Origin of the sequence: Methylovulum psychrotolerans (genome assembly GCF_002209385.1) — a bacterium.
In the GTDB taxonomy this organism is placed as follows: Bacteria; Pseudomonadota; Gammaproteobacteria; order Methylococcales; family Methylomonadaceae; genus Methylovulum; species Methylovulum psychrotolerans.
This window is the reverse complement of record NZ_CP022129.1, coordinates 1,202,381-1,229,181: the sequence shown is the minus strand read 5'-3', so window position 1 is coordinate 1,229,181 and position 26,801 is coordinate 1,202,381. Positions and strand designations below refer to the sequence as shown.

General features: G+C 50.5%; 31 protein-coding genes and 1 pseudogene. 5 read left to right on the top strand and 27 right to left on the bottom strand.

Going from position 1 to position 26,801, the window contains the following annotated elements; all coding sequences use genetic code 11:
* Positions 1-307: 307 nt before the first annotated feature.
* Positions 308-1,489: a pyridoxal phosphate-dependent aminotransferase gene (locus CEK71_RS05565; protein ID WP_088618456.1), complete on the top strand. Its 1,182-nt coding sequence runs from the start codon at positions 308-310 to the stop codon at positions 1,487-1,489.
* A gap of 59 nt (positions 1,490-1,548) precedes the next feature.
* Positions 1,549-1,671: pseudogene (locus CEK71_RS05560) on the top strand (IS6-like element ISPmar1 family transposase); the annotation flags it as partial.
* 341 nt (positions 1,672-2,012) lie between these two features.
* Here CEK71_RS05560 and CEK71_RS05555 read toward each other — a convergent pair.
* Positions 2,013-2,402, bottom strand: coding sequence for a hypothetical protein (locus tag CEK71_RS05555; protein WP_157679014.1), 390 nt, complete (start codon positions 2,400-2,402; stop codon positions 2,013-2,015).
* Positions 2,403-2,853: 451 nt separating this feature from the next.
* Between CEK71_RS05555 and CEK71_RS05545 the strand changes: the two genes are divergently transcribed.
* Positions 2,854-3,225 (top strand): PRC-barrel domain-containing protein, encoded by a 372-nt coding sequence (locus CEK71_RS05545; RefSeq protein ID WP_157679012.1) that lies wholly within the window; start codon positions 2,854-2,856, stop codon positions 3,223-3,225.
* Between the two features lie 199 nt (positions 3,226-3,424).
* On the opposite strand, the gene CEK71_RS05540 is transcribed toward CEK71_RS05545, so the two are convergent.
* From CEK71_RS05540 to pyrC, 12 genes are all read right to left on the bottom strand, one after another.
* Positions 3,425-3,865 (bottom strand): VOC family protein, encoded by a 441-nt coding sequence (locus tag CEK71_RS05540; RefSeq protein ID WP_088618452.1) that lies wholly within the window; start codon positions 3,863-3,865, stop codon positions 3,425-3,427.
* A 69-nt stretch (positions 3,866-3,934) separates the two neighbouring features.
* A complete protein-coding gene (locus tag CEK71_RS05535) occupies positions 3,935-4,492 on the bottom strand; it encodes a DNA-3-methyladenine glycosylase I (RefSeq protein ID WP_088618451.1) in 558 nt (185 codons plus the stop codon).
* Between the two features lie 3 nt (positions 4,493-4,495).
* The gene (gene trhO / locus CEK71_RS05530) at positions 4,496-5,485 is read right to left on the bottom strand and encodes an oxygen-dependent tRNA uridine(34) hydroxylase TrhO (RefSeq protein ID WP_088618450.1); all 990 of its coding nucleotides are present in this window, start codon (positions 5,483-5,485) and stop codon (positions 4,496-4,498) included.
* Between the two features lie 80 nt (positions 5,486-5,565).
* Positions 5,566-6,030, bottom strand: coding sequence for a bacterioferritin (gene bfr / locus CEK71_RS05525; protein WP_088618449.1), 465 nt, complete (start codon positions 6,028-6,030; stop codon positions 5,566-5,568).
* 17 nt (positions 6,031-6,047) lie between these two features.
* Entirely contained in the window at positions 6,048-6,263 is a 216-nt protein-coding gene (locus CEK71_RS05520; RefSeq protein WP_088618448.1) for a (2Fe-2S)-binding protein, read from the bottom strand.
* A 146-nt stretch (positions 6,264-6,409) separates the two neighbouring features.
* The gene (proB, locus tag CEK71_RS05515; protein WP_088618447.1) at positions 6,410-7,531 is read right to left on the bottom strand and encodes a glutamate 5-kinase; all 1,122 of its coding nucleotides are present in this window, start codon (positions 7,529-7,531) and stop codon (positions 6,410-6,412) included.
* A gap of 105 nt (positions 7,532-7,636) precedes the next feature.
* Complete coding sequence (gene cgtA, locus CEK71_RS05510) at positions 7,637-8,671, bottom strand: Obg family GTPase CgtA (protein WP_088618446.1); 1,035 nt, start codon at positions 8,669-8,671, stop codon at positions 7,637-7,639.
* Positions 8,672-8,848: 177 nt separating this feature from the next.
* On the bottom strand, positions 8,849-9,214 hold the full coding sequence (locus CEK71_RS05505; RefSeq protein WP_088618445.1) for a SpoIIAA family protein: 366 nt from the start codon (positions 9,212-9,214) through the stop codon (positions 8,849-8,851).
* A 110-nt stretch (positions 9,215-9,324) separates the two neighbouring features.
* A complete protein-coding gene (gene rpmA / locus CEK71_RS05500) occupies positions 9,325-9,585 on the bottom strand; it encodes a 50S ribosomal protein L27 (protein ID WP_088618444.1) in 261 nt (86 codons plus the stop codon).
* A 15-nt stretch (positions 9,586-9,600) separates the two neighbouring features.
* Positions 9,601-9,912 (bottom strand): 50S ribosomal protein L21, encoded by a 312-nt coding sequence (rplU, locus tag CEK71_RS05495; RefSeq protein WP_088618443.1) that lies wholly within the window; start codon positions 9,910-9,912, stop codon positions 9,601-9,603.
* Positions 9,913-10,089: 177 nt separating this feature from the next.
* Positions 10,090-10,752 (bottom strand): ribonuclease T, encoded by a 663-nt coding sequence (rnt, locus tag CEK71_RS05490; RefSeq protein WP_088618442.1) that lies wholly within the window; start codon positions 10,750-10,752, stop codon positions 10,090-10,092.
* Between the two features lie 91 nt (positions 10,753-10,843).
* Positions 10,844-11,878: a dihydroorotase gene (pyrC, locus tag CEK71_RS05485; protein WP_088618441.1), complete on the bottom strand. Its 1,035-nt coding sequence runs from the start codon at positions 11,876-11,878 to the stop codon at positions 10,844-10,846.
* 114 nt (positions 11,879-11,992) lie between these two features.
* Here pyrC and CEK71_RS05480 point away from each other — a divergent pair, with 114 nt between their 5' ends.
* Positions 11,993-12,262 carry an FmdB family zinc ribbon protein gene (locus tag CEK71_RS05480; protein ID WP_088618440.1) on the top strand — a complete coding sequence of 90 codons (270 nt, stop codon included), beginning with the start codon at positions 11,993-11,995 and terminating at the stop codon, positions 12,260-12,262.
* 65 nt (positions 12,263-12,327) lie between these two features.
* Positions 12,328-14,151 carry an aspartate--tRNA ligase gene (gene aspS, locus CEK71_RS05475; RefSeq protein ID WP_088618439.1) on the top strand — a complete coding sequence of 608 codons (1,824 nt, stop codon included), beginning with the start codon at positions 12,328-12,330 and terminating at the stop codon, positions 14,149-14,151.
* A gap of 191 nt (positions 14,152-14,342) precedes the next feature.
* On the opposite strand, the gene CEK71_RS05470 is transcribed toward aspS, so the two are convergent.
* From CEK71_RS05470 to ribF, 14 genes are all read right to left on the bottom strand, one after another.
* On the bottom strand, positions 14,343-14,759 hold the full coding sequence (locus tag CEK71_RS05470; protein WP_088618438.1) for a hypothetical protein: 417 nt from the start codon (positions 14,757-14,759) through the stop codon (positions 14,343-14,345).
* Positions 14,760-14,871: 112 nt separating this feature from the next.
* Positions 14,872-15,546, bottom strand: a complete 675-nt coding sequence (locus CEK71_RS05465) for a lysophospholipid acyltransferase family protein (protein WP_232463770.1) — start codon at positions 15,544-15,546, stop codon at positions 14,872-14,874.
* 43 nt (positions 15,547-15,589) lie between these two features.
* Complete coding sequence (gene gmhB / locus CEK71_RS05460; protein ID WP_088618436.1) at positions 15,590-16,135, bottom strand: D-glycero-beta-D-manno-heptose 1,7-bisphosphate 7-phosphatase; 546 nt, start codon at positions 16,133-16,135, stop codon at positions 15,590-15,592.
* A 118-nt stretch (positions 16,136-16,253) separates the two neighbouring features.
* Positions 16,254-18,323 (bottom strand): glycine--tRNA ligase subunit beta, encoded by a 2,070-nt coding sequence (gene glyS, locus CEK71_RS05455; RefSeq protein ID WP_088618435.1) that lies wholly within the window; start codon positions 18,321-18,323, stop codon positions 16,254-16,256.
* A gap of 27 nt (positions 18,324-18,350) precedes the next feature.
* Positions 18,351-18,908: a hypothetical protein gene (locus tag CEK71_RS05450; protein ID WP_088618434.1), complete on the bottom strand. Its 558-nt coding sequence runs from the start codon at positions 18,906-18,908 to the stop codon at positions 18,351-18,353.
* Positions 18,898-19,881, bottom strand: coding sequence for an AAA family ATPase (locus tag CEK71_RS05445; RefSeq protein ID WP_232463769.1), 984 nt, complete (start codon positions 19,879-19,881; stop codon positions 18,898-18,900). Before CEK71_RS05445 ends, CEK71_RS05450 begins: the two co-directional genes overlap by 11 nt.
* Before the next feature lie 55 nt (positions 19,882-19,936).
* Positions 19,937-20,851, bottom strand: a complete 915-nt coding sequence (gene glyQ / locus CEK71_RS05440; protein ID WP_088618432.1) for a glycine--tRNA ligase subunit alpha — start codon at positions 20,849-20,851, stop codon at positions 19,937-19,939.
* 103 nt (positions 20,852-20,954) lie between these two features.
* Complete coding sequence (locus CEK71_RS05435; RefSeq protein WP_088618431.1) at positions 20,955-21,419, bottom strand: copper resistance protein NlpE; 465 nt, start codon at positions 21,417-21,419, stop codon at positions 20,955-20,957.
* 101 nt (positions 21,420-21,520) lie between these two features.
* Complete coding sequence (lspA, locus tag CEK71_RS05430; RefSeq protein WP_088618430.1) at positions 21,521-22,003, bottom strand: signal peptidase II; 483 nt, start codon at positions 22,001-22,003, stop codon at positions 21,521-21,523.
* Positions 21,996-24,920 carry an isoleucine--tRNA ligase gene (gene ileS, locus CEK71_RS05425; RefSeq protein WP_088618429.1) on the bottom strand — a complete coding sequence of 975 codons (2,925 nt, stop codon included), beginning with the start codon at positions 24,918-24,920 and terminating at the stop codon, positions 21,996-21,998. Before ileS ends, lspA begins: the two co-directional genes overlap by 8 nt.
* A 54-nt stretch (positions 24,921-24,974) precedes the next feature.
* Entirely contained in the window at positions 24,975-25,145 is a 171-nt protein-coding gene (locus tag CEK71_RS22435) for a hypothetical protein (protein WP_157679010.1), read from the bottom strand.
* 57 nt (positions 25,146-25,202) lie between these two features.
* On the bottom strand, positions 25,203-25,412 hold the full coding sequence (locus tag CEK71_RS05420; RefSeq protein WP_088618428.1) for a hypothetical protein: 210 nt from the start codon (positions 25,410-25,412) through the stop codon (positions 25,203-25,205).
* Entirely contained in the window at positions 25,409-25,885 is a 477-nt protein-coding gene (locus tag CEK71_RS05415; RefSeq protein ID WP_157679008.1) for a type II toxin-antitoxin system VapC family toxin, read from the bottom strand. Before CEK71_RS05415 ends, CEK71_RS05420 begins: the two co-directional genes overlap by 4 nt.
* On the bottom strand, positions 25,846-26,799 hold the full coding sequence (gene ribF / locus CEK71_RS05410; protein WP_088618426.1) for a bifunctional riboflavin kinase/FAD synthetase: 954 nt from the start codon (positions 26,797-26,799) through the stop codon (positions 25,846-25,848). Before ribF ends, CEK71_RS05415 begins: the two co-directional genes overlap by 40 nt.
* Between the last annotated feature and the right edge of the window lie 2 nt (positions 26,800-26,801).

Here is a 26,801-nt window from a genome sequence, read left to right as displayed (position 1 = left end):
CCGTAGTCCGGGGGGGCTTTTACTGTTGCCGCACACGGGCTTAATGCCGAACACAAAAAATACCCTGACAGGGCATTTTTCGGGTGGTGGGATGTTAAAAATCTAAGTAGGCAGAGGGGAAGTTAAACGCTCTTAAGCCATATCATAACCTAATGGTCTATATACCCCAAAAAGTTGTTGAAAAACCCTGAAATAACCTTGTTATTTTAATGACAATAGGCGGGTTTTACTGTTTGCCAACTAGCAAGTATTGGCCCTTAGTGTATAATTAATGGCATTTTACACGCAGATTACACAGCATAATACTATGAACATCCCACTATCCCACCGAGTCCAAGCCGTCAAACCCTCCCCCACTTTGGCCATCACCGCAAGAGCTGCGGCTATGAGGGCGGCAGGCCTTGATATTATTGGCTTGGGTGCTGGTGAGCCGGATTTTGACACGCCTGAGCATATCAAAGCGGCGGCGGTTAAGGCTATCGGCAGCGGTTTTACCAAATATACGGCAGTTGACGGTATCGCCAGCCTGAAAAAAGCGATTATCGATAAGTTTAAACAAGATAATGGCTTAGAGTACCTGCCCAAACAAATTTTGGTGTCCTGTGGCGGTAAACAAAGCTCGTTCAACTTGACCCAAGCGCTGTTGAACGCAGGTGACGAGGTGATTATCCCCGCGCCGTTTTGGGTGTCTTATCCTGATATGGTGTTATTGGCGGACGGTGTGCCGGTGTTTGTTGAAACCACCCAAGCCCAGCATTTTAAGATGACCCCTGCACAATTGCGGGCGGCGATTACCGATAAAACCCGCTTGATTTTTATCAACAGCCCGTCCAATCCATCCGGCATCGCCTATTCCTTAGCGGAATTGTCGGCTTTGGGCGACGTGTTAAAAGCGTTTCCGAACATTATTATCGCCACCGATGACATGTACGAGCATGTATTGTGGAAAAAAGGTTCGTTTGTCAATATCTTAAATGCCCATCCTGACCTGTATGACCGCACGGTGGTGATGAATGGGGTATCGAAAGCCTATTCGATGACGGGCTGGCGCATCGGTTATGCCGCAGGGCCTGCCGATTTGATCGAGGCGATGTGTACCATCCAATCGCAAAGTACATCTAACCCGACTTCCATTTCCCAAGTGGCGGCGGAAGCGGCCTTAACGGGCGACCAAAGCTTTATCGACCAGATGTGTGTGGAGTTTAAAAAACGCCATGATTTCGTGGTTGCGGAATTAAACGGTATTGACGGTATCGAATGCTTGGAAACCGACGGCACGTTTTATGTGTTCCCTAACGTCGAAAAATTGATCGCCCGTCTGGATGGCATTAATGACGATTTGGAATTTGCCGAATATCTGATAGAAAAAGCGGGTGTTGCTTTAGTGCCGGGTTCGCCGTTCGGTTGCCCCGGTCATATCCGTATTTCTATCGCCACCAGCATGGCGAACTTGGAAAACGCCTTGGCACGGATTAAACAGGCGATCTGAGGTTCTGTCGCAAATGCCCCAATCTTGGTGAATAATTTGCTAATTTTTGTTGCCAGAATATTAAGATCAGCTTTAAAAGTGTCCACTATCCAAAAGACGTTATCCTGTACGCAGTTTTCTTCTATGTCCGGTATGGCGTTTCCCACCGCGATCTGGAAGAGATTTTGGCGGAGCGCGGTGTCCCACTTACCAGCAATTTATAGATGCCGTCACGCATTGAGCGACACAGAACACAGTGCAATGGCCTTTAGCCATTGCACGATGGGTCTAACCGTGTGTGCCAACGTTTGACCTGCCGTTTGCTTAACGCCGGAGGCTATCTCCATTTGGTAGGCTAGTTTTGCCCGCCAATTAGGGCGGGCTCAGCTCTTGTAAATAGTTGCGGCAGAACCTCATTTTAGAGACTGTTATCATGTTGCCCATTTTTTTCTCCTTCGTTGCCATATTTTATGGCATTCAAAAATAAGCGGTTACACGGATTTATTTACACCTTCGATACAGTGGATTAATTTAAAAACTTAGTTTATTTCGCACAATGTGTATGGGCGACATTAAAGTCGACTTCCGTAATGGATTCTTTGTCCATGCAAAGCCAATACGATGCTGGTTTCAATTCCGTTTTGCACGAAGCAGACAACGGCGCTGACACCGTTTTGCTAGTTCCTTTTGCCTTTTCCTGTTGCTCGAAACGCTGGGTAGCGCGTAAGCAGATATTGAAGGCTTCGCTTTGCGTATTGGGGGAGTCTGCACTACCGCCCTGTGGGGTCTTCCCTGGATGGGAGTCGGGTGATAATGCCTCAGGAGATGGACTCGGAACGGTCTCTGGAAGTTGGACTTCGTTAGATCCGGCAACCGGGACTCCTGGCGTGTTGGTAGCGGCTTTTTCGGCCTTACAAACCATCGGCAATGTCATGATTAGAATTAATCCAGCAACTAAATTACGCATGTTAGAACTCCACTGAGAACGGGTTTCAAGGAAAATGATGGGTATAGATGCCGTCGCTAATTAATCAACACAGGCCGATCCGGCTTTAAGGCCAACCGCCAGTCATGTCGCTTGCTTAACGTCGGACTCTATATTACCTATATACGCCCTTCCGCTTTAGGAAGTCCGTGCGATTCCACACATACCGTTTTATGGCGATCAGATTCTGTCCGAATTTAGCCTGGATAGTGATGGTGTTTTGTTGCTGTTCATCCGAATCGATACACCAACAATAATTTTTTAAGTGCGATACCGTACTGAGTACGTGTGATTTTCCGTCTAGCATGACGGCTGTAATTCATTGCTTGGCTTCCTAAAGTAGTCGGATATATGCAGCACTGAATTACTGTTTACATCATCACATAACCGGAGAATCAAAGTGACTCATCTACATCATTTTTCAAATGCGCCCGTAAAAGCATCCAGCATCACCGGATCCAAAGTCATTAATCCTCAAGGCGACAGCCTCGGAGACATCAAGGAAATTGTTATCGACCCTCGTACAGGCAGGGTTGCATATGCCGTCGTAGCGTTTGGCGGTTTTCTCAGCATGGGGGAAAAGCTATTTGCAATTCCATTCAGCGCACTTGATTACAGCCTGAAGAATAGCGAGTATGTGCTCAATATTTCCAAGGAGCGATTGGAAGCGGCACCTGGTTTCAATCCAGATCATTGGCCTTCAATGGACGAAGAAAACTGGAATCGTGAAGTATACAAGTACTACGAGCGTTCGCCGTATTGGGAAAATTGATTGGCAAGAATTTTAGCCAATTCTTAACAGCTATCCGCTGTCCCGGCAGGGCATGGGTAAGCGTTCATAAACCTTTTAACATTTTTTCTACAAGCCTGTAAAAATCAGGCGTGTTGGCAGTGCCCGTTTAAAAAAACCTTAACCACGGAGGACACGCGGTTGTTTTCGTGCCCTCCGCGTTAAATTAAGGTAGGGTATATCACCAGTTGCCGGTATTGGGCATGGACAGCCAAGGCTCTTGCGGAGCGAGGGCTCCGCCTGCTTGCAGCAATTCAATGGAAATGCCGTCGGGCGAGCGCACAAAGGCCATGTGGCCGTCACGCGGTGGGCGGTTAATGACTACCCCCGCATCCAATAAGGTTTGGCAAGTCGTGTAGATGTTATCGACGGCAAATGCCAGATGCCCAAAATTACGCCCGCCTGTGTAGTCTTCGCTATCCCAGTTATAGGTCAGCTCCAATAAGGGCGCGTGGGTTGCTTGTGCTTGGGCGGCATCTTCCGGTGCGCACAGAAACACCAGCGTGTAACGCCCTGCGGTGTTGTCCATGCGGTGGTGTTCTTGCAAGCCTAGTTTGTTGCAGTAAAAATCCAGTGTGGCATCGAGATTGTGGACGCGTACCATCGTATGTAAATAACGCATTGTGTGGCCTCTTATCGGCTAGGTTAAGGGGCGTTTATAGTAGCCCCTTAACAGGCTCGGTGCGAATTTTTATGTTTGCCCATGCCGAAAACAGCCAATAAGGTGGTCGTTGACCATGCCGGTCGCCTGCATATAGGCATAGCAAATGGTGCTGCCGACAAATTTAAAGCCGCGTTTTTTTAAGTCTTTGCTCATGGCATCGGACTGGGCGGTGCTGGCGGGTACGTCGCGCAGGGTCGCCCAAGTGTTTTGCACAGGCTGATGACCGACAAACTGCCAGATATAGGCGGCAAAGCTGCCAAATTCGGCTTGTATGGCCAGAAAGGCCTGGGCGTTGCCGATAGTGGCTTGGACTTTTAGGCGGTTGCGGACGATGCCGGGGTTGGCCAATAGTTCTTGAATTTTTGCCGCGTCATAACAGGCGATACGGGCGGCATCGAAATGGTTGAAAGCTTGCCGATAGCCGTCGCGTTTTTTCAGGATGGTCGCCCAGCTTAAACCCGCTTGCGCCCCTTCCAAGATCAGAAACTCAAACAGCAAGCGGTCATCATGGACAGGTACGCCCCACTCGGTATCATGATAGTGTTCTTCTAGGGGGCTTGCCAGTGCCCAGGGGCATTTGTCCATATCTTAGGCCTGTTCGGTGTCGGCTTGGCGGGTTTGCAGGCGGCGCAGTTTGGCGGCGCGTTTGGCAACCAGCGCCTTGGCAGCATCGGCACCGATATGGGCTTCGCCACGGTGTTTGGCGAGTGCCATTTGCTTTTCGCGCTCCTGAAAACGGGCTTTTTGTTCGGCGGTCACTTTATTGTAACAGTGTGGGCAGCTTACGCCTTGCTGGTAGAGGGGGCTGGTTTTGTCGGCTTCGGTGATGGGCAAGCGGCAGGCGTTACATTGGTCGTAATCGCCTTTTTCTAACTGGTGGTTGACGGTGACGCGTTCGTCAAACACAAAGCATTCGCCCTGCCATAGCGTCTCTTCGACCGGCACTTCTTCCAGATATTTTAAAATGCCGCCTTGCAGGTGGTAGACTTCGCTAAAACCCTGCTCTTTTAAATAGGCGGTGGATTTTTCGCAACGTATCCCGCCCGTGCAGAACATGGCGACTTTTTTATGCTGGTCGGGGTTCAGATGGGTTTTGACAAAATCGGGGAATTGCCGGAAGCTGTCGGTTTTAGGGTTGACTGCGTTCTTAAAGGTACCGACTTGGTACTCGTAATCGTTGCGGGTGTCGATCACCACGACATCGGGGTCTGAAATCAGTTGGTTCCAGTCTTTGGGGCTGACGTAAGTGCCGACTACGCGCAACGGGTCAATGCCCTCGACACCGAGGGTGACGATTTCTTTTTTCAGCTTGACCTTAGGGCGGTTAAAGGGCAGGGTGTCAGTGTAGGATTCTTTGTAATCTAACTGCGCCAGACGCGGGTCTTGGCGTAGCCAAGCCAGTAAAGTGTCGATACCGGCGCGGCTACCGGCTACTGTGCCGTTAATGCCTTCGCTGGCGAGCAGCAAGGTGCCGCGCAGGTGTTGGTCTTCCATAACGTCAAGCAACGGTTGGCGTAAGGCTTGGAAGTTTTCGAGGGTGACAAATTTGTAAAGGGCGCAAACAACGATAGGGGGCATGGTCTTCCTTATTGTAGGCTGGAACGTAAATCCAGGACAAAAAAGGCGTATTATACCGAAATGGCCGCAGGTTTGGGTGCTTACATTTGCGATTGCAAGTAGTTTTGGATGCCGACTTGGCCAATCAATTCAAACTGGGTTTCCAGCCAATCGACATGCTCTTCTTCGTTTTCAAGGATGCGCTCTAAGATCTCGCGGGAGATGTAATCCTTGACGGTTTCGCAGTAGGCAATCGCTTCGCGTAGCAAAGGGATGGCTATCTGCTCCAGTTTCAGGTCACAGCTAAGCATTTCTTGCGGGTTTTCGCCGATCATCAGCTTGTCCAAGCTTTGCAGGTTGGGCAGGCCTTCCAGAAATAAAATTCGCTCGATTAATAAATCGGCGTGTTTCATTTCATCAATGGATTCGTGGTATTCCTTTTCGTTCAGTTTCTTAAAGCCCCAATTCTTGTACATCCGCGCATGTAAAAAATACTGGTTAATGGCGGTCAGTTCATTGGTCAGGGCTTTATTGAGGAATTCAATAACTTTTGTGTCACCTTTCATAGTCGTACCTATAGGGCTTAAGCGGCGTTGAGGAGGGGTTGGTTTACAGCCGAGGGCATTATAGAGTAATCCGTTGGGTTTTGGTTAAGCAATTCTTTCACATGCTTATTACATTTGCCGCAATCACTGCCAACCCCAAAGCATTCAAACAATTGGCGGCGGGTACAAACGCCGTTATCTATAGCGGTTTTTATTTGCTTGTCGGTGACGGCTTTACAGACACATACATACATGGGGGGTATCTCCGAAAGGAAGGTGTTATGTAAATAATAACAATTCTCATTACAAAGATAAAGCGGAATATTAGCTTATTTAGGAAACAAACTGTAACGGTTTTGCCGCAGATGATGTTCAGGGCATCTGCGGCAAGAAAAAGCACTTAAATCAGCACCATATTGTCGCGGTGGATCATTTCGGCATCGTCGGCATAGCCCAAAATTTTCTCAAATTCCGAACTGCTTTTGCCGACGATCAGGCGGGCATCGTTAATGCCGTAATTAATCAGGCCGCGGGCGATTTCCGCGCCGCTTTCATCGACGCACGACACCAGTTCGCCGCGCTCAAATTGGCCGGAGACGGTTTTAATGCCGACAGGCAACAAGCTTTTGCCGTCGCTTTTTAACACTTTTACCGCGCCCGCATCCAAGACCAATTGCCCTCTGACTTGCAATTGCCCTGCCAGCCAGCGTTTCCGTGCGGCTAATGGTTCTATGTCAGGCACGAAATAAGTGCCGAGTTCGTGGCCTGCGATGACGGTGCTGATGACGTGCGCCGCACCGCCGGAGGCGACTACGGTGGCCGCGCCCGAACGCGAAGCCAGCCGTGCGGCGCGGACTTTGGTGGACATGCCGCCACGCCCTAAGCCGCTACGGCTATCGCCCGCCATTTTTTCCAGCCGGTCATCATTGACGCTGATTTCTGGAATGAGTGTCGCGTCGGGATATAAGCCGGGGTCGCCTGTGAACAGGCCTTGTTGGTCAGTGAGGATAATCAGCAGCTCGGCCTCCACCAAATTGGCGACCAGCGCGGCGAGGGTGTCGTTATCGCCGAAACGGATTTCCTCGGTGGCGACGGTGTCATTCTCATTGATGACCGGGACGACACCGAAATTCAGCAAGGTCAGTAAAGTGCTACGCGCATTGAGATAGCGTTGGCGGTCTGACAGATCATCGTGCGTTAACAGCACTTGCGCGGCATGGAGGCCGTGGGCTTGGAAGTTGTCGTCAAATGTCCGCACCAGCCCCATTTGCCCGACTGCCGCCGCCGCTTGTAATTCGTGCAGGGTTTTTGGGCGGCTTTTTAGGCCTAAGCGGCTCATGCCTTCGGCGACCGAGCCGGATGACACCAGCACGATATCAATGCCTTGCTGGCGCAATTCGGCCATTTGTTGGACCCAAGCGGCAATAGACGCTTTATCCAGCCCTTGTCCGCCTTTGGTTAACAGGGAACTGCCGATTTTAACGACCACCCGTTTGACGTTTTTAAAGTGTGTTCTGCTCACGGTTTGGTATTCCCTCTGCTATTGGTATCGGTAGCAATGATAAGCTCTCGTCTCAGCTTTTAATCGTTTCGTCCATTTGCCCTACGGTAATGCCATGCGAGGGCGTTAGGCCTCTTCGTTATCGCCGCGCTTTTGCGCTTCCAAAAAGTTCATAATAGCAAACATCAGCTCCCGCGTCCCTGCGCCGTTAATGGCAGCGGTCTTAAAGACCGGGCCAGTCCATTGCAGTTCGTCGATGATGGCTTGGCAACGTTCTTCGGCTTCTTCGGGGCTTAAGCGGTCGATTTTGTTTAAGACCAGCCAGCGCGGTTTGGTGGCGAGGTTATCGCTCCATTTTTCCACTTCGCGGATGATGGTTTGTGCCGATTCTACGGGCGATTCGGTGCTGTCATAAGGGGCTACATCGACCAGATGCAATAACAGTCCGGTGCGTGACAGATGTTTTAAGAATTGTAAGCCTAGGCCCGCGCCTTCCGCTGCGCCTTCGATAACGCCGGGAATATCGGCGATGACGAAGCTGCGTAGGTCGTCAATGCGCACGACACCGAGGTTAGGGTGCAGGGTGGTGAAGGGGTAGTCGGCGACTTTAGGGGTGGCGGACGATACCGAGCGGATCAGGCTAGATTTGCCGGCGTTGGGCATTCCTAGCAGGCCGACATCGGCGATTAAGGTCAGTTCTAAGCGCAATTGGCGGTGTTCGCCGGGCGTGCCTTTGCTGGCTTTTTGCGGGGCGCGGTTGATGCTGCTTTTAAAGCGGGTATTGCCTAAGCCGTGGAAACCGCCTTGGGCGACCAACAGGGTTTGGCCTAGGCGGGTCAAGTCGCCGATGACTTCGTCGGTTTCGGCATCGGACACTTGTGTGCCTAGCGGTACGGCAACGTAGCAGTCTTCGCCTTTTTTACCCGTGCATTTATTGCCCATGCCTTTTTGGCCTTTTTCGGCCCTGTGTACGGCATGGTAACGGAAATCGACCAAGGTATTGATGTTTTCGACGGCGACTAAGTACACGCAACCGCCGTCGCCACCGTCGCCGCCGTCAGGGCCGCCCATGGGGATATATTTTTCGCGCCGGAAGCCGACTGCGCCGTTGCCGCCGTCACCCGCTTCTACGCGAATTTCTGCTTCATCAACAAATTTCATAATTACTTACACCGCTTAAGACCAGACTGTAAAAACAAAAAAAGCCCCGCCATGCAAACAGCGGAGCTTTTGTAGAGGCGCAATAGTTTGCGTCTTTTGTGGCAGAGACGCAAGCGGCTCTCTGCGTTAGCGAATAGATGGGCAGTAAACGCCCGAAAGGGCGACGGCTTACGCGCTTTAGCTGTGCAGCCATGCTCTGGCAAAGGCTTCTTGGTCGGCTTTGAAATAATGGATGCTAAACGGCACAAAACCGTGCAACAAGAACAATAAGGCGCTGTCGCGCCATTTCATATCGCCGACTAAGGCCAATCTGTCAACGTGCTGTTGGAGGAATTCGTCATCCTCGTCATCATCCCAGTTGACAAAAGTGGCTATGCTGAGAAAGCCTTCGTCAATAATAATCAAGCCTTTGGCGCGACCATAGGTTTTGATGAACGCGACCACCTGCTTTTTTATAGCATCAGCTTCGGTGCGCACCAAGACCCCTGTGGTATGGACGACAAAGAGGTTGTTTTCTGCTTCAAACTTAACCGTTAATGCCATAAGCACCACCTATCGTTTTATTGGATACCCTAACAGATGCAAAAGACAGGGCTAGGTACGATCAGGCGGTCTTAACAGACGCTGGCTAGGCCAGCCCAGCGTTTTAGGTATTATGCGGCAGCAACGATGCTGACGAATTTACGGTTTTTGGGGCCTTTAACCTGAAAAACCACTTTACCGTCTGCAACTGCAAACAAGGTGTGGTCTTTGCCGCAGCCGACGTTATCGCCCGCATGGAAATGGGTGCCGCGTTGACGGACAATAATGTTACCCGCGATAACTTCTTCGCCGCCATAACGTTTGACGCCTAAGCGTTTTGCGTTCGAGTCGCGGCCGTTACGGGTACTACCACCAGCTTTCTTATGAGCCATTTCTTTAACTCCTGATTAAGCAGAAATGCCAGTGATCTGGACTTCTGTGTAATATTGACGATGCCCCATGTGTTTCATGTGGTGTTTGCGTCTTCTAAATTTAACGATTTTGATTTTTTTATGTCTGCCTTGAGACATAACGGTCGCCGTTACTTTGCCGCCTTCGATGAAGGGCAGGCCGACTTGTACCGAATCGCCGGATTGGATCATGAGAACTTTGTCAAATTCGACGCTATCGCCCTCGCCCAATTCCAGTTTCTCTATTTTTAGGGTTGTACCTTCTTCAACGCGGTACTGTTTACCACCTGTTTGAATTACCGCATACATTTGCGTAAGCTCCGTCAAGCATTAATCTGTTAAAAAATCAGTCCGCCATTATATGTCTATGATTTCCTAGAGTCAATGGAAATTTCTTAAGATTCAGTTGGAACAACTTGTTAAAAGGCTGTCTGCTGCTTTGTGGTGTTGCTTAATTCACGGCTTGCGAAGCCTTGGCGGCAGGTATTATGGCAAGGTGCTGGTTTCTGTGTCGGTCTTGCCATCCGCCGCCAAGGCCGTTAAGTGTTTCCAGCGGTTGACGATGATGCAAAACAATTCGGCGGTTTTTTCGGCATCGTAGAGCGCCGAATGGGCTTTGTCGTTGTCCCATTCTATGCCTGCCGCTTGGGCAATTTTTGCCAGTACCGTTTGTCGGTAGACCAAGCCGCCTAGGGTGGCGGTGTCGAAGGTGCTGAACGGGTGGAACGGGCTGCGTTTGATGTGGGTGCGGGTGATCGCGGCGTTTAAAAACGCGATGTCAAAGGCCGGGTTATGGCCGACCAAAATGGCGCGGGTGCAGTTGTTACGTTTGACGGCGTGGCGGATCGGTTTGAACAGCAAGTCTAGGGCTGCGTGTTCTTCTATCGCCATGCGGAACGGGTGGTGCGGGTCGATGCCGTTAAATTTTAGCGCAGCTTCGTCCAGTTCCGAGTTTTTAAACGGCACGACATGGGTCGAATGGCGTTCGGTAATGCCTAGGTTGCCGTCGCTGTCGAATTCGACGATGACGGCTGCAATTTCCAGTACGGCATTTTTTTTCGGGTTAAAACCTGCCGTTTCTATGTCAACAACGACGGGTAGGTAGCCTCTAAAGCGTTTGTCCAAGGGTAGGGTGGCTGGGGTGTCCATGGGATAGGTGTCAGTTCCTGGTTAATCGCCGTGAGGGTGCATGGTACGCGAAATGGGCGCAATAAAAAAATCTATTCATTGGGGGAGGGCATTAGCGCATTTGCCAGGCCAATTCTTCCCCTGCCCATAAGGGGGTAATCGCCACGCCGTCTTCGCCTTGAATGGTGGCGGGTACGCGCCATGCGGTTTTGGTCAGGGTGACGGTGGTGGTATTGCGGGGCAGGCGGTAGAAGTCTGCGCCGTAGTGGCTGGCGAAGCCCTCCAGTTTGTCCAACGCGCCTGCACGTTCGAAGGCTTCGGCATAGAGTTCTAAGGCGGCAGGGGCGCTAAAGCAGCCTGCACAGCCGCAAGCGGCTTCTTTTAGGTGGGTCAGGTGCGGGGCGCTGTCGGTGCCTAAAAAGAATTTGGGGTTGCCGCTGGTGGCGGCGGCGACTAGGGCTTGGCGGTGCTGTTCGCGCTTGAGGATGGGTAGGCAGTAGTGGTGCGGACGTAGGCCGCCTGTCAGCAGGGCGTTGCGGTTTAACAGCAAATGCTGGGGGGTGAGGGTGGCGGCGACTTGCGGGCCGGCCGCTTCGACAAATTGCACGGCCTCGGATGTGGTAACATGCTCTAAGACAATGCGTAAGGCGGGAAATTCGGCCACTATGGCGCGTAAATGGCGGTCGATAAAGACCCGCTCACGGTCGAAAATGTCACAATCGTCATCGGTGACTTCGCCATGCACCAATAACGGCAAACCGTGGCGTTCCAGAGCCGCCAGTTGTGGATAGATGGCTTGGATGTTACCCACGCCCGCATCCGAATTGGTGGTCGCCCCTGCCGGATAGAGTTTGACGGCGTGGACAAAGTCGGTTTCGGCGGCTTTTTGCAGTTCGTCTGTGGTGGTTGCGGCGGTGAGGTATAGGGTCATCAGCGGTGTGAAGTCCATGCCTTCGGGTAGGGCTTGGAGAATTTCCGCGCGGTACTGTTCGGCTTGTGCTACGGTGGTGACTGGCGGTTTTAGGTTGGGCATGATGATGGCGCGGGCAAATTGCCGGGCGGTATGCGGCAGCACGGTTGCTAAAACAGCGCCGTTTCTGACGTGGATATGCCAATCATCGGGGCGGGTGAGGGTTATTGTTTGCATGGTAGGCTAGTTTGTCGAAAAAATGTCTGTAAAATGGCGGCTATTCTATAGTAAGTGCCTTGAAAAACGACCATTGCGCCCTATTGTACTTATTATTTTGTTTAGGAGTTAGCTATGCCCATTTACGAATACCAATGCCAAGCGTGTGGCCATGCCCATGAAGCGTTGCAAAAACTCAATGCTGAGCCGCTGACGGTCTGTCCGGCTTGCAGCCAGCCGGAACTGATGAAAAAAATCTCCGCCGCCGGGTTCCGCCTTAAAGGCAGCGGCTGGTATGAAACAGATTTTAAAAGCGGCGCTAAGAAAAATGTCGCAGGCGAAGCCAGCGCACCTGCCGCAGCTGCGCCCAGTTGCCCAGGCGGCGGCTGTACTAAAAGCCATTAACCCATTTACTTGGCCTGCTTGGTGGCAGGCCCTTCAAAATCTACTAAGAATAACAGGGAAATATTATGCGTACCCACAAGTGCGGGGAATTAGATACACAACAGCTAGGCGAAACCGTTGAGATTTGCGGTTGGGTACATAGACGGCGTGACCATGGCGGCGTGATTTTTATTGATTTGCGCGACCGTGCCGGCTTGGTGCAGGTCGTAGTCGACCCCGATACCGCCGATACTTTTGCGACGGCGGAAAGTGTCCGTAGCGAATATGTCTTAAGAATTTCCGGCCTTGTCAGAAGCCGCCCTTCAGGTACGGTCAACGCCAATATGCGTTCCGGTGCGATTGAAATTTTGGCTAAAGAGATTGAAGTCTTAAACGAGTCGGAAACCCCGCCGTTCCCTGTCGAAAGCGAAATCGAAGTCAACGAAGAATTGCGCTTGCGTTACCGTTATATCGACCTGCGCCGCGTCGCCATGCAAGAAAAAATGAAAGTGCGCCGCGATGTTACGCGGGTGCTGAGAAATTTCTTGGATGATAACGAATTTTTTGAGATTGAAACGCCATATCTGACCAAGGCCACGCCCGAAGGCGCACGCGATTATATTGTCCCTAGCCGTACCCACGAGAATGCTTTCTTCGCCCTGCCGCAGTCGCCGCAGTTGTATAAGCAAATCCTGATGGTGGCGGGTATGGACCGTTACTATCAAGTGGTGCGCTGTTTCCGTGACGAAGATTTACGCGCCGACCGCCAACCTGAATTTACCCAGTTGGATATTGAAACTTCGTTCATGACCGAAGACGAGATTATGGTCATCATGGAAGAGATGATCCGCCAGTTATTCGCCAAGGTGATCAATGTCGCCCTGCCTGCCGAATTCCCGCGCATGACCTACCAAGAAGCCATTGCGCGTTATGGTATCGACCGCCCTGATTTGCGTATCCCGCTGGAGTTGGTGGATATTGCCGATCTGTTGACAACGGTCGATTCAAAAATATTCTCAGGTCCTGCAAATGATCCGAAAAGCCGTATTGTTGCGATGCGTGTGCCTAATGGCGGTAAAGTCCTGACCCGCAAAGCGATTGACGAATTGACGAAATTTGTCGGTATCTACGGGGCGAAAGGTTTGGCCTATATTAAGGTCAACGCGTTGCCCGATTTGAGTGCTTGTGATGTTAACGACCGCCAAGCGGCGGTTGAAGAAGCGTTACAATCGCCTATCGTTAAATCGTTGCCTTGGAATGTGCTGATGGAAATATTAGCGCGTACACATGTGGCAGAAGGGGATTTGATTTTCTTCGGTGCGGACAAGGCGCATGTTGTCAACGAAGCGATGGGCGCGTTGCGTGTTAAACTCGGTCATGATTTGAACTTGCTGGAAGGCGAATGGAAACCCGTCTGGGTTGTCGATTTCCCGATGTTTGATTGGGATGAAAAAGCTGGCCGTTACAATGCCATCCACCATCCGTTTACCGCGCCGAGTTGCTCTGTAGAAGAGTTGGTGGCAAATCCGGGTGCGGCTTTGTCGCGGGCTTATGATTTGGTGCTGAACGGTACCGAAGTCGGCGGCGGCTCCATCCGTATCAACCGCTCTGCCATGCAGCAAACCGTCTTGGGCATTTTGGGCATTGGTGAAGAAGAGGCGCAAGAAAAATTCGGCTTCTTGTTGGAAGCCTTGAAATACGGTGCGCCTCCGCACGGCGGCTTGGCGTTCGGCTTAGACCGTTTGGTGATGCTGATGACGGGGTCCACGTCTATCCGCGACGTGATCGCCTTCCCAAAAACCCAATCGGCAGCATGTCCGCTGGTCAATGCGCCTGCGGTAGTGACCGATGCGCAGCTTAAGGAGTTGGGTATACGGTTGATTAAGCCAGCGGGTAAAGAGAAGGCTTAAGTTCAGCGGTGTTGTATAGGGGGCGGATTTGTTCGCCCCCTTCTGATGATTGAATTTCACCTGATGCTTTGCAGTATCTCGCTCTATTCCATAAGAAAAAATGCTTACCGCTTCCTTATGGTTATCATTTAGACCCTCATTTCAAACCAAAAGGGTCTCCGCCTAGCCGGAAACCCTCCCCAATCCCCGCTTTATTTCGCGTCAGGCTCACTTTCCGAGACCATTGCCGAATAACAATCTAACATGCTCTCGGTAAAATTGGCGTGGGCTTCGGCAAGGGTGTGTTCGGGGGTGAATAGGATACGCAACTCTTCAAAGGCTTTTTTAGGATCCGGTGCAAAAGGCGCGTTGAGCATTTTGGTGTAATTGCGGAAGGCTGTCAGGCGGGACGGGTCGTAGATGAAGATGCCGGGCATTTTGTTGGCACTGGTGTCCACGACGCATTTGGCGAGCCGTTCGGGGTCGATTTTATAGTCTTTTAAATGCTGTTCTTGTTGTAATTGTTGGTCTTTTTGGATGTGTGCCAATACCGCTGCCTGATATTGGTCTTTCTCTGCGCAAGCCGTTAATAAAACAGGCAATAAGGCGATAAGCAGTCGTTTTTTCATGTGTGTTGTGCCTTTGTTGTTATTTTTTGAAGGTTAACTAGCATTATACCTGCAAGTTGTGCTTGTGCAGGCTAGGTGTCGGTTTTTTCGCAAAAAAGTGCGGTTGGGGTGGTTATGTTTGTTCCATAGCCGCCATGGCGTTTTTTATCCAATCCGCCGCTTCTGTGTTGATGTCGTTGGCTTTGCGGCCTTCGGTAGCGATGACCGGGCCGATTTTGACGGTGATGGTGCCGGGATATTTTAAAAAACTGTAGCGTGGCCAGCATTGTCCTGAATTAAGGGCGATAGGCACGACCGGATAGCCGGATTTTTCGGCCAGCATGGCTCCGCCCGCATTAAACTTTTTCACCTCGCCTGGGGCAGTACGGGTGCCTTCTGGGAAAACCACCACCCAAATGCCTTCGTTTAAGTATTGTGTGCCTTTATCGAGCAACATGCGTAGGGCGGCGCGTTGCTGGGTGCGGTCGATGGCAATCGGCTTTAGGGTCGCCAAGGCCCAACCCCAAAGCGGTAACCACAGTAACGAACGTTTTAATAAGGCGGTTTGGGTAGGCAGAATCTGTCTGAGCGCTAGGGTTTCCCAAGCCGATTGGTGTTTGCACAGCACCACGGCGGCGGTCAGGTCTTTTATGTTTTCCAAGCCTTCTACTTTATAACGTACGCCGCAACACACTTTGGCTACCCAGAGTATGGAGCCGACCCAAAAATTGGCGATGGCATAGCGTACCGAGAAGGGGAAGATAATGCAGGTGATGACTACTGGCCCAAAAATGAACGGGGTGAGCATGATCCAGGCAAAAAGTACGCTTGACCCTAAGTAAAGTGTGAGTTTATTGCCCTGATACGAGGTGTTTGGCTGCGTCATAAAGAGTGTCAAAAACAGGAATAGTAAGGTTGGGATGGGCGTTTAAGGTTTGTCTGCCGTTGCCGGTTTTCACCAGGACAGGTAAGGCATCGGCTGCCCAAGCGGCTTGCAGGTCGCGGTATGAGTCGCCGACCATCACGGTTTCGCTTAGGTTAATGTGCTGTTCCGCCGCACATTGCAGTAATAAGCCGGGTTTGGGCTTGCGGCAAGCGCAGGTGCTGTCGGTGCCGTGCGGACAGAAATAAACCGCTGCGATAGTGCCGCCGTGTTCGGCGGCCAAGCGGTGCATCTTGGCATGGATGCGCTCCAGCATGGCCAAATCATACAAGCCCCGTGCTAGACCCGATTGGTTGGTGATGACGGCAACTTGGTAGCTGTGCGCGTTGAGCAGGGCAATGGCTTCCAAACTGCCCGCGATAGGCAACCATTCGTCAGGTGACTTGACGAAGTCTTCAGAATCTTGGTTAATCACGCCGTCACGGTCTAATAATACGAAGCGTTGCTGGTTCATGGGCGGCAGGCGGTAAGAGTCAAGGCTAGCTTGCAGGTACGCGGCATCGACTGCCCGGCAAGGCGTATAGTTCCTTGACGGTGCAGCAGTGGTGCGAAACCGATGGCCGGGTTTTGCATTAGGATTGCAGTTTTGCCAAGTCGGCGCAGGTCAGAAATTGTGCCGACAACAATTCCAGCAAGGCCAAGCGGTTAGCGCGTAAGGCCAAGTCATCGGTCATGACCATGACATTATCAAAAAACGCATCGACATCATTGCGCAAGCCCGCCAAACGGTTAAGGGTGGCCTGATAATCGTGTTGTGCCAATAAGGGCAAAATGTCCTGGGCGGATTGCCGGGCGGCGGCTAATAATTGCAATTCTTGGGCTTCGACCAGTTCGCCGACGATTTCCGCCGGGGTGGTGTCGGACTTTTTCAAAATATTGCGGATACGTTTGTTGGCCGCCGCTAGGCTGTCGGCTTCGGGCAGTTGCCGGAAGGCTTTTACCGCCGCCAGACGCTGCATAAAGTCCAGCGGTTCGGTGGGGGCTAAGGTCATGACGGCATCAAATTCATCGGCGCTATAGCCTTTATCCAGACAGTAGCCTTTGAGGCGGTCAAAAATGAACTCGACCACGGCGTTCTGGGTGGCGGCTTTGTCGAAGCTGTGTGGAAATTGTTCCAACGCCAACGCACAGAGCTTGGGGATGTCCAAGCTCAGGCCATTTTCTATCATCGTTCGTAATGTGCCTAATGCGGCGCGGCGTAGGGCGTAAGGGTCTTTATCGCCAGTCGGTATCAATCCGGCGCTAAAAATGCCTGTTAAGGTATCAAGTTTTTCGGCGATGGCGAGGATTTGCCCAGTGGTGCTGCTGGCGGTTTCGCTGCCCGATTGTTTAGGGAAATACTGTTCTTCCAGCGCCCAAGCCACTTCCGCCGCTTCACCTTCTGCTAAGGCGTAATAACGTCCCATAATGCCTTGCAGGTTGCCGAATTCGCCGACCATGTTGGTCATTAAATCGGTTTTTGCCAAGAGGGCGGCGCGTTTGGCGTAATCGGTATTGGCCGACAATTGCGTGGCGATGGCCTCGGCCAGGGTGATCACGCGTAAGGTTTTGTCGGCAACCGTACCCAGTTTTTCTTGGAAGACGATGTTGGACAGGGTTTCGACGCGCTGCTCCAAGGTTTGTTTGCGGTCTTGTGTCCAGAAAAATTCCGCATCGGCAAGGCGGGGGGTCACCACCCGTTCGTTGCCTTGTTGGATGGATTCGGGGCGGGTGCTTTCGATATTGCTGAAGGTGATGAAATGCGCCAATAAGCCGCCCTCGGCATTTTTGACCGGAAAATATTTCTGGTTGGTCTGCATGGTGGTGATCAGCACTTCGGCGGGCAGTTCCAAAAAGCGCGGGTCAAAGTTACCTGTGACGGGTATTGGCCACTCATTGAGGGCGGCGATTTCTTCCAGCAAATCCTCTTCGATATGGGCGATGCCGTTCACCGCAGCGGCCGCCGCTTGGGCTTTGGCGCGGATAATGGCTTTACGCTGTTCAATATTGGCAATGACTTTGCCCTCATTGAATAACGCCGCCTCATAAGCTTGCGGGTCGCTGATGGTGATGGCTTGCGGGGCGTGGAAACGGTGGCCTAGGGTGGTGTTGCCTGTCGTTAGGCCTAGTATTTCGGTGCTGATGACTTGCTCGCCGAACAGTAATACCGCCCAATGCACAGGCCGGACGAATTCGGTGGCAAAACTGCCCCAGCGCATCCGCTTGGCTATCGGCAAGTCGGCAATGCTTTGGCGGATGATGTCGGGGATGATTTCGGCGGTGGTTTGGCCTTTGACCGCTTGGGTAAAGCTCAACCATTCGCCTTTGTCGGTTTTTAGCCGCTCCAATTGATCAAAGGTTGTGCCGCAACTGCTGGCAAAGCCTAATGCGGCTTTACTGGGCGAACCGTCGGGCGCAAACGCCGCTTGGATGGCAGGGCCACGTTTTTCCACGGTTTTGTCCGGCTGTGCGGTCGCCAAGTTTTCAATTAGCACCGCCAAGCGTCTGGGTGTGGCGTAGGCTTTGCTGGCCGTAAACGTCAGCTCGGCGGCGTTAAGCCCCTGGATGATGTTATTCAGCAACGCGTTGCTCAGTTTCAGCAAAGTTTTGGGCGGCAATTCTTCAGAGCCTAATTCGAAAAGTAAATGTTGTTGTTCTGACACAGGGCGACCTTTGTTGGATGTATTTGATTACAGGTTTTGTAATGTGTTGATGTCGGTATTGTAAGGGTTTGATTTTAAATGCTCTAGCCATTTTGCCAATAAATTGATACCTGGTGCGTCGGCAGCTTTTAAGTCACGGAACAAGCATTTGAAGCGTTTATCATGCTTGCTATGTTCATGCTTAGTTTCTTGCAACAGGCCTTTTAAAGTAGTCGGCAACCGATAAGTTTCAGCGTCTAAAGCAATGCCGACTAGTTTAGCTTCATCAAGCAGCCATTGTTCTATCGGCGGGTGAAAGATCAAGTAATGGTTTTTGTTAGGGTCTTTGCAAAGCCTTAAGCCGTGCCGCTCGTCAATGTTTACAAATTGGGCGGTGCGTTCTAATGGTCTTCGGTCTTTATCCACTATGCCTACGGCAAAATCATCCTGCAATTTGCCCAGCATATCATCAACCACTTTATTGCAACTATGCTTGTGATTATAGCCGCGTGTACTGCCGATTTTGTCAGGAGGCACCAGCGTTTCAAGCAGGTTGGTGTCAAGATAACATTCCGGCAGCACGCAAAGATTGATATTAGATTTCATCCGTGAATAGCTCGGCATTAAAAAATAAGTCTAAGCCATATTCGTAAACGTCATTGAGTTCTGCATCCGTCAGCCGTTTAATGACCGTTTGCCCGTCTTTAAAATCCGCCATAAAAATAGCCAAATCGGTACGCGCATTTTCTAAAAAGGCATCAAGGATGTAAGGGCTGTGCGTGGCGATAAAAAACTGATTGCTTTCCGAGCCGATGATTTCTTTGGCAATATGGGTAATATATGGCGGAAAACAATGGGCTTCGGGTTCTTCAAACAATAGGATTGAATCCTGATTGGAGGCAATGGCGGCTTTGAAAAAGATAATTCTTTGTAACGTATCCGCAATCGAGCTATAAGGCAGCAAAAATATTTCATCACCGCTGGTTTCCTTCATGAGCTTTAGCGAATGGTTGGCCATATCAAAAACCAGCTTTAAGCCATACTCAGAAAAAATCCGCGCCAAATCTCCCTTTAAACCCTTATCTGCCTGAATGACATTTAGCAAATTAACGCCAAATGGCGGGACAAGATAAGGCAGGTTTTGTTTTTCCAGTACCAAGTTGGCCGTAAATTTATAGGCTTTAACAGGGGCAAAACCTGTAAATTGTGGCGTTTCTATGACATTCAGATCGTTATTGATGAAGAGGTGATTATGGTGACCGTTAAGAAACAAATTTATGTTTAATGCCTTATCATAATGCTCGATAACTTCTTGCAGGGTTTGTGGGTTTGAATCAAAATAGTCAAGCCGACAATTAGATTCATCATCATTTATCGCTATGCAGATGGGTTCGTGTATATTGCCCTGAAAAAACAGTTCCGGCACATTTTCAAACCGGACATATTGCGTTAATTTTTTGTTGCGGTTAAAACGCACATAACCCAAGCCAAATAAACCCAATGCCTCCAAAATATTAGACTTGCCCACATTCGGCTTACCAATCAGCAGATTAATCCGCTTACAATCGCTTAAGGTCACACTTTTAAGCGATTTGAAATTAGTAATATTTACGGAGTTGAAAAAGTTTGCCATTTCACTCGGTGGGCGTGTTACACATCGGAAACCCCAACGACTCGCGCCGTGCATAATAAGCCTCGGCTACGGCACGCGATAAAGTCCGCACACGCAGGATGTAGCGTTGCCGTTCGGTGACGGAGATGGCATGGCGGGCATCGAGCAGGTTGAAGGTGTGCGAGGCTTTTAAGACCATTTCATAAGCAGGCAGCGGCAGGTTCAGCTCGATCAGCTTTTGGCATTCTTGCTCGTAAGTGTCGAAACAAGTGAACAGGAACGGCACGTTGGCGTGGTCGAAGTTAAACGCCGACATTTCCACTTCGTTTTGGTGGAACACGTCGCCATAAGTGACGATACCGTGCGGGGTTTTCGTCCAGACCAGATCATAAACGCTTTTTACACCCTGCAAATACATCGCCAACCGCTCCAGGCCGTAGGTGATTTCGCCCGTGACTGGACGGCATTCCAAACCGCCGACTTGTTGGAAATAAGTGAACTGGGTGACTTCCATACCGTTCAGCCAGACTTCCCAGCCTAAGCCCCATGCACCTAGGGTGGGGGATTCCCAGTTGTCTTCGACAAAACGGATGTCATGTTCGAGCAGATCAAAACCTAAATGCCGCAATGACCCCAGATACAGCTCTTGGATATTGTCCGGCGAGGGTTTGAGCATGACTTGGTATTGGTAGTAATGCTGCAAGCGGTTGGGGTTTTCGCCAAAACGTCCGTCAGTCGGGCGGCGCGACGGCTGTACATAGGCGGCGTTCCACGGCTCAGGGCCGATAGCGCGTAAAAAAGTGGCGGGGTGGAAGGTGCCTGCACCGACTTCTTGGTCTAAAGGCTGTAATAAAATGCAGCCTCGCTCTGACCAATAAGTTTGTAACGCAAGGATAAGGCCTTGAAAGGTAGATAAATCGTTGTTTAGACTCGACACGGCTGGCTTTGTTGGGTTGAGTTAAAAGGGCTAATTATAGCGTAAAACGCGGGGATGGGCGCGGATGGGATGGGGATTTTTCCCGCACATCCGCTTAGCAAGGTTAATGGCTCGGATGCGCCGCTTGTGGTTGGCTCAGCGCATTCCGGCGCAAAATATAGCCGTCGGCATTTTTTCCGGTGATGACGCTGCCGTTGCTGTCGAGCTGGGTTAGGGTATCTTCGCCGACCAAATAGTGGCGTGAGTTTGGGCTATTGCGTGGGGTCAGAATAATAGTTTTGGTATCCTCATGCCAAGTGAATTTGCCCTTTTCGACAAATTCCCGGTCGGATTTGCCGACATTTTGGGTCATCAGGATGTAGCTGCCGTTACTGTTTAAGGCCAGTGAGGTTTTAACCCCTTTGCAATCTGCGCATGGCGTAAAGCCGTAATAAACGCCGGGCCAGTCGATGCTGGTTTGTGCGTGATGCGCGGCGTGGGGGTCTGGGTTTTCGGCAAACACAGGGGCATTGCCCAAACACAGGGTGATGAGGGCGAGCAAAGCAAAAGGTGGGGTTAATATCCGCATGGTGTAACTCCTGGCAAAATGACGATGTAGAGGTGGATGCTGTTTGTGTGGGTCTGGTCGCTAGTGTTGTTATGCCCCATTAAGGGGCATAATGGGGATATTTACTGCGTTACGCCGCTTTCTTTGGGTTTGCCCACGCCCAGAGATTCCAGTAGCATCAGCCCCACGCCGACGCTAATTGCGGCATCGGCGATATTGAAAATAGCGAAATGCCAAGTGCCGACATAAAAATCAACAAAGTCGATGACGTAGCCATAAATCAAGCGGTCGATCAGGTTGCCGATAGCGCCGCCTAAAATTAGGGCGATAGCCACGGCCAGCAGGGTTTCATGCTTTTGCAGCCGTGCCAGCCAGATGCTTAAGGTGGTGCTGACGATGGCGGCTAGGGCGGCAAATAGCCAGCGTTGCCAGCCGCCCGCTTCGCTTAAGAAACTGAACGATGCGCCCTTATTATGCACATAGGTCAAGCTTAGCGAAGGTATCAGGGCAATCGACTCATACAGCTGCATGGTGCTGGAGATACCGATTTTACTGGCTTGGTCTAAGACTAAGGCCAAAGCTGACAACCATAACCATTTAAGCATAATGTCTCACTTCCCCTGTGCCTGCAACGTTGTCAACGCAACGCCCGCACAGTTCGGGATGGTCTGGATTTACGCCAATATCGGCGCGTTGATGCCAACAGCGTACACATTTTTGCTCGGTCGAGGCCACGACTGTGATTTTTAGGCCGTCGATTTCGCTGGCGACTGCATCTTCCGGCGCGGCTTGTTCGGGCAGTACGGTGGCTTTGGAGGTGATGAAGATAAAATGCAGTTCATCGGCCAGTTGCCCTAAATCGGCTTGCTGGGCGGCATTGCCATACAGGTGCAGCTCCGCATTTAAGGAGGCACCGATTTCGCCTCTGGCGCGGCTTTTTTCCAGTTCTTTACTGACTTCGGTGCGGATGGCCATAATTTTTTGCCAAAAGTCACGGTTTAACGGTGAGGTTTCATCCAGGGCCGTCAAGCCTTCATACCAGGTCTCCAAAAACACCGATTCGCTGTGTTGTCCGGGCAGGTAATGCCAGATTTCCTCGGCGGTGTAGCTGATGATAGGCGCCAGCCAGCGGGTCAGTGCTTCCAACACATGGTACATGGCGGTTTGCGCCGAACGGCGGGCAAGGCCATCGGTTTTGGCGGTGTATTGGCGGTCTTTGATGATGTCCAGATAAAAGCCGCCCAAATCAATCACGCAAAAATGATGCACTTTTTGGAAGATGTGTTGGAACTGGTAGGCTTCGTAAGCGGCTTTGACTTCTTCTTGCAACAGATAGGCACGGTCTACAATCCAACGGTCTAAATCTAGCAAACCATTAGTGGCAACTAGATGCTGGGCGGGGTCAAAATCAGCCAGATTGGACAACAGGAACCGTGCGGTATTGCGCAAGCGGCGGTAGCCGTCGGAGGTGCGTTCTAGGATTTCATCGGACACGCGCATTTCGCCGCGATAATCGGTGGAGGCTATCCATAAACGCAGCACATCCGCGCCGAGGTTTTTCATCACCGATTGTGGCGGGATGACGTTGCCCTTGGATTTGGACATTTTTTCGCCTTTGGCATCGACCGTAAAGCCGTGGGTCAGCACGGCCTTATAAGGGGCGACATCGTTCATGGCGACCGAGGCCAGCAACGATGATTGGAACCAGCCGCGATGCTGGTCGGAGCCTTCCAGATACAAATCGGCGGGGAAATGCAGTTCTTTGCGCCGCTCCAATACGGCGGCATGGGTGACACCCGAATCGAACCAGACATCTAAGGTGTCGGTCATTTTGTCGTAAAATTCGGCTTCCGCGCCCAACAATTGTGCCGTGTCCAGTTCAAACCATGCTTCTATGCCTTGTTGCTCGATCAGTTGTGCGACTTGTTCGACCAGTTCGGCGGTGCGCGGGTGCAGCTCGCCAGTTTCTTTATGGACGAAAAAGGTAATCGGCACGCCCCAGGTGCGCTGGCGCGAGATACACCAGTCAGGGCGGCCATTCATCATGCTTTCGATACGCGCTTGCCCCCAATCAGGAATCCATTCCACGCGCTGGACGGCGCTTAAGGCCAACTCGCGCAAGTGGTTTTTGTCCATAGAGATAAACCATTGCGGGGTGGCGCGGAAGATAATCGGGGTGTGGTGCCGCCAGCAATGCGGGTAGCTGTGGTTAATGATTCGATCTTTTTCTTTAGCCACAGGGAGTAACTTTTTCAGTTCCTCCAGTTTTTTTACGATTTGATCGTTGGCAGTGAACACTTGTTGACCTGCAAATAGCGGGGCGGTTAATACACCATTGCTATCAACAGGACAATCAACAGGTAAACCATAGGCGCGGCCGACAACATAATCTTCTTGTCCATGTGCTGGAGCAATATGAACCGCGCCTGTTCCAGTATCTGTAGTTACATGGTCGCTAAGAATAAGAGGAACTTGTCGGTCATCATAAAATGGATGTTGTAATATATTTGGATGTGCGTCTTTATCATTAAGCGTATTTATGAAATTTACTAAATCCCCACCTTTACAATATCCATGCTGTTCACAGTCCTTATCGGTATAACGTCCTGTGATACGAGATGAAACTCTTGTCGTTCCATCGTTATTTTCTTCTGCTACTAAAACTATATATTCGCTAGGTTCATCATTGTCTTTGCCTTTGTATTCAACCAAGCCGTAAGTCAAATTAGCATTTAATGCAACCGCCTGATTAGCAGGCAAAGTCCAAGGTGTAGTTGTCCATATCACTATAGAGACAGGAAAATGGTTTTTATTAAAGCTCTTATCAGAATCGTTCAGTTTAAAACAGCTTAAAAAGTCATTTTTATATTTATCGACTACTGTAAAACGTACATCAATCGCAGGCGAGTCTTTATTTTCATACTCCACTTCCGCTTCCGCCAAGGCCGAACCACAGTCGGTGCACCAATGTACAGGCTTCGCACCTTTGGTGATGTGGCCTTTAGCGTTGATCCTGCCGAGGGAGCGGACAATATCGGCCTCGAATTTAAAATCCATCGTCAAATACGGCTGTTCCCAATCGCCGAAAATGCCTAAGCGCACAAATGCGTCCTTTTGCAGGCTGACTTGTTTGCCCGCGTATTCGCGGCAGGCTTTGCGGAAAATGGCCGGGGAGACTTTAACCCCCGCCTTGCCGACTTTTTTCTCCACCTGCAATTCAATAGGCAGGCCGTGGCAATCCCAGCCGGGAATATAAGGCGCGTCAAAACCGCTGAGGGTTTTGGCTTTGATGATAATGTCTTTTAATACTTTATTGACCGCATGGCCGATATGGATTTCACCGTTGGCATAAGGCGGGCCATCATGCAGTACAAACAGCGGCTTACCCGCACGGTTGGCACGGATTTTTTTATACAATTCCAATTGTTGCCATTTTTTCAACTGCTCCGGCTCACGTTGCGCCAGATTGCCTTTCATCGGAAATGCGGTGTTGGGTAGGTTTAGGGTCTTTTTGTAATCCATTTTTATAAGCTCTTATCTTTTAAATTTTTTAATACACGTCAATGAGTGCCAATATCAATCAACTCTACTTTCATCGTCTAAAGCCTTGAACAAATCAGCAATATTGCCTGTTGCCACGTGTCCCGTCGCGTAATTCGATTCAGCTTCCTTAACCCTGTTACGAAGCGTGTCCCTTTGTTGTTCAATGGCAGGGGTGGTTGGCACATAAACGCGCAATTTATCCAAAAGCAATCTCCATTGAAGAAATATAGGTTTCACTGTAAATCACTGGGCAATTTTAAGCTACGGCAAGGTTTCGTTTTTCATTTCCAATAAGATTGCATCGACCGAATACGGTTGTTGCCATTGTTGGCGATCTTCGGCATAGTTACCGTGGCCTTGGTTAAACTGTTGTATGAATCGTATAAAGCCGCTCGCACCAAGACCTTGGTAGAGCATGTCAATACCAGTTTTGTAGATTTCTTGTTCTGTTTTATAGTCAATTACACTCATGGTAAAACCTCATTAAGCCAGACTAAGGGGTTGCGGACGGTAATTTTTAGCCCATTAATAGTTTGCGCCTTTTTTATAAACTTATCATCGACCGTCAGGAAAATGTCGGCATTATTTTCCGAACAGGCCAAGTGCAAGGCATCAAACGCTTGTACGCCGAAACTTTCAAATTGTTTAGCTCTGTTAATCATTGAGGAATTTATTTCAATCACCTCGCTAGCCAGCGATTCCATTAGCCTTAGTTCTATTTTTCGCGGTTCATCGGTTAACTTTGCTATTTCAAATTTTAAAATAGGGCTACTTACTAATTGCCATATCTGCCGCTCAACTAATGTAATAATTGTTTTTATTGCTTCCGCTTCCAGATGAACCCTGAGATCAGCTTGGTTATCAAAGGGTCTGTTCAAGCAGCAGTTGTCCATATAAATTTTCATCACTTGCTTTGCTCTAAATGGTAGTTTTGTGACAGCCATTCCTTAGCCACCGCCACATCCAAAACAATCTGGGCTTTTAGCTGCTCCACCGAAGCGAAACGCAGCTCATCGCGGATTTTGTGCTTAAAATGCACCTCCACATAACGCCCGTATATTTCACGGTTGAAGTTAAACAAATGCGTTTCTAATATCACTTTAGAGCTGCCGTCTACGGTAGGGCGGCTGCCGACATTGGCGATGCCCATGACTTCTTGGCCATCTATGCCGGTCATGGTCACGGCAAACACCCCATTTATGGGGGTGTTTTTACGGAATAACCGGATATTTGCAGTCGGGTAGCCTAATGTCCGCCCGCGTTTGTCGCCGTGGGCGACCCGTCCGCAAATCGAATAGCTGCGTCCCAGCAAGCGTTCTGCCTGCACCAAATCACCTGCCGCTAGGGCATCACGGATCAGGGTGCTGCTGACGCGGCAACCTTCGGCCAGATAAGAGCCGGTATCTTCAACGCTAAAGCCGTGGCGGTGGCCTTTGGCTTTCAGCAACGCAAAATTGCCGCGCCGCGCCTTGCCAAAATGAAAGTCGTCGCCGACTACCAGATGTTTGATATTGAGTTTTTTCAGCAAAATCTCATCAATAAACTGGTCGGCATCGACATCGGCAAATTGGCGGTTAAACCGCGCTATCAGCAAATAATCCACGGGCAGGCCGCTGAATTGGATCACTTTATCGCGCAAGGCACTGAGGCGTGAGGGTTCGTTATCCTTTAAGAAATATTCCAGCGGTTGCGGCTCAAAAATCATAATGACCACAGGCAAGCCTAAGGCTTCGCCCCGCGCCACCAGTTTTTCGATCACGGCCTTATGGCCTAGATGTAAGCCGTCAAAATTGCCTATCGTCAGTACGCACCCGTCCACGAAAGGTTTTAATTGTGCCAGTCCTCTAATTAAGTGCATGT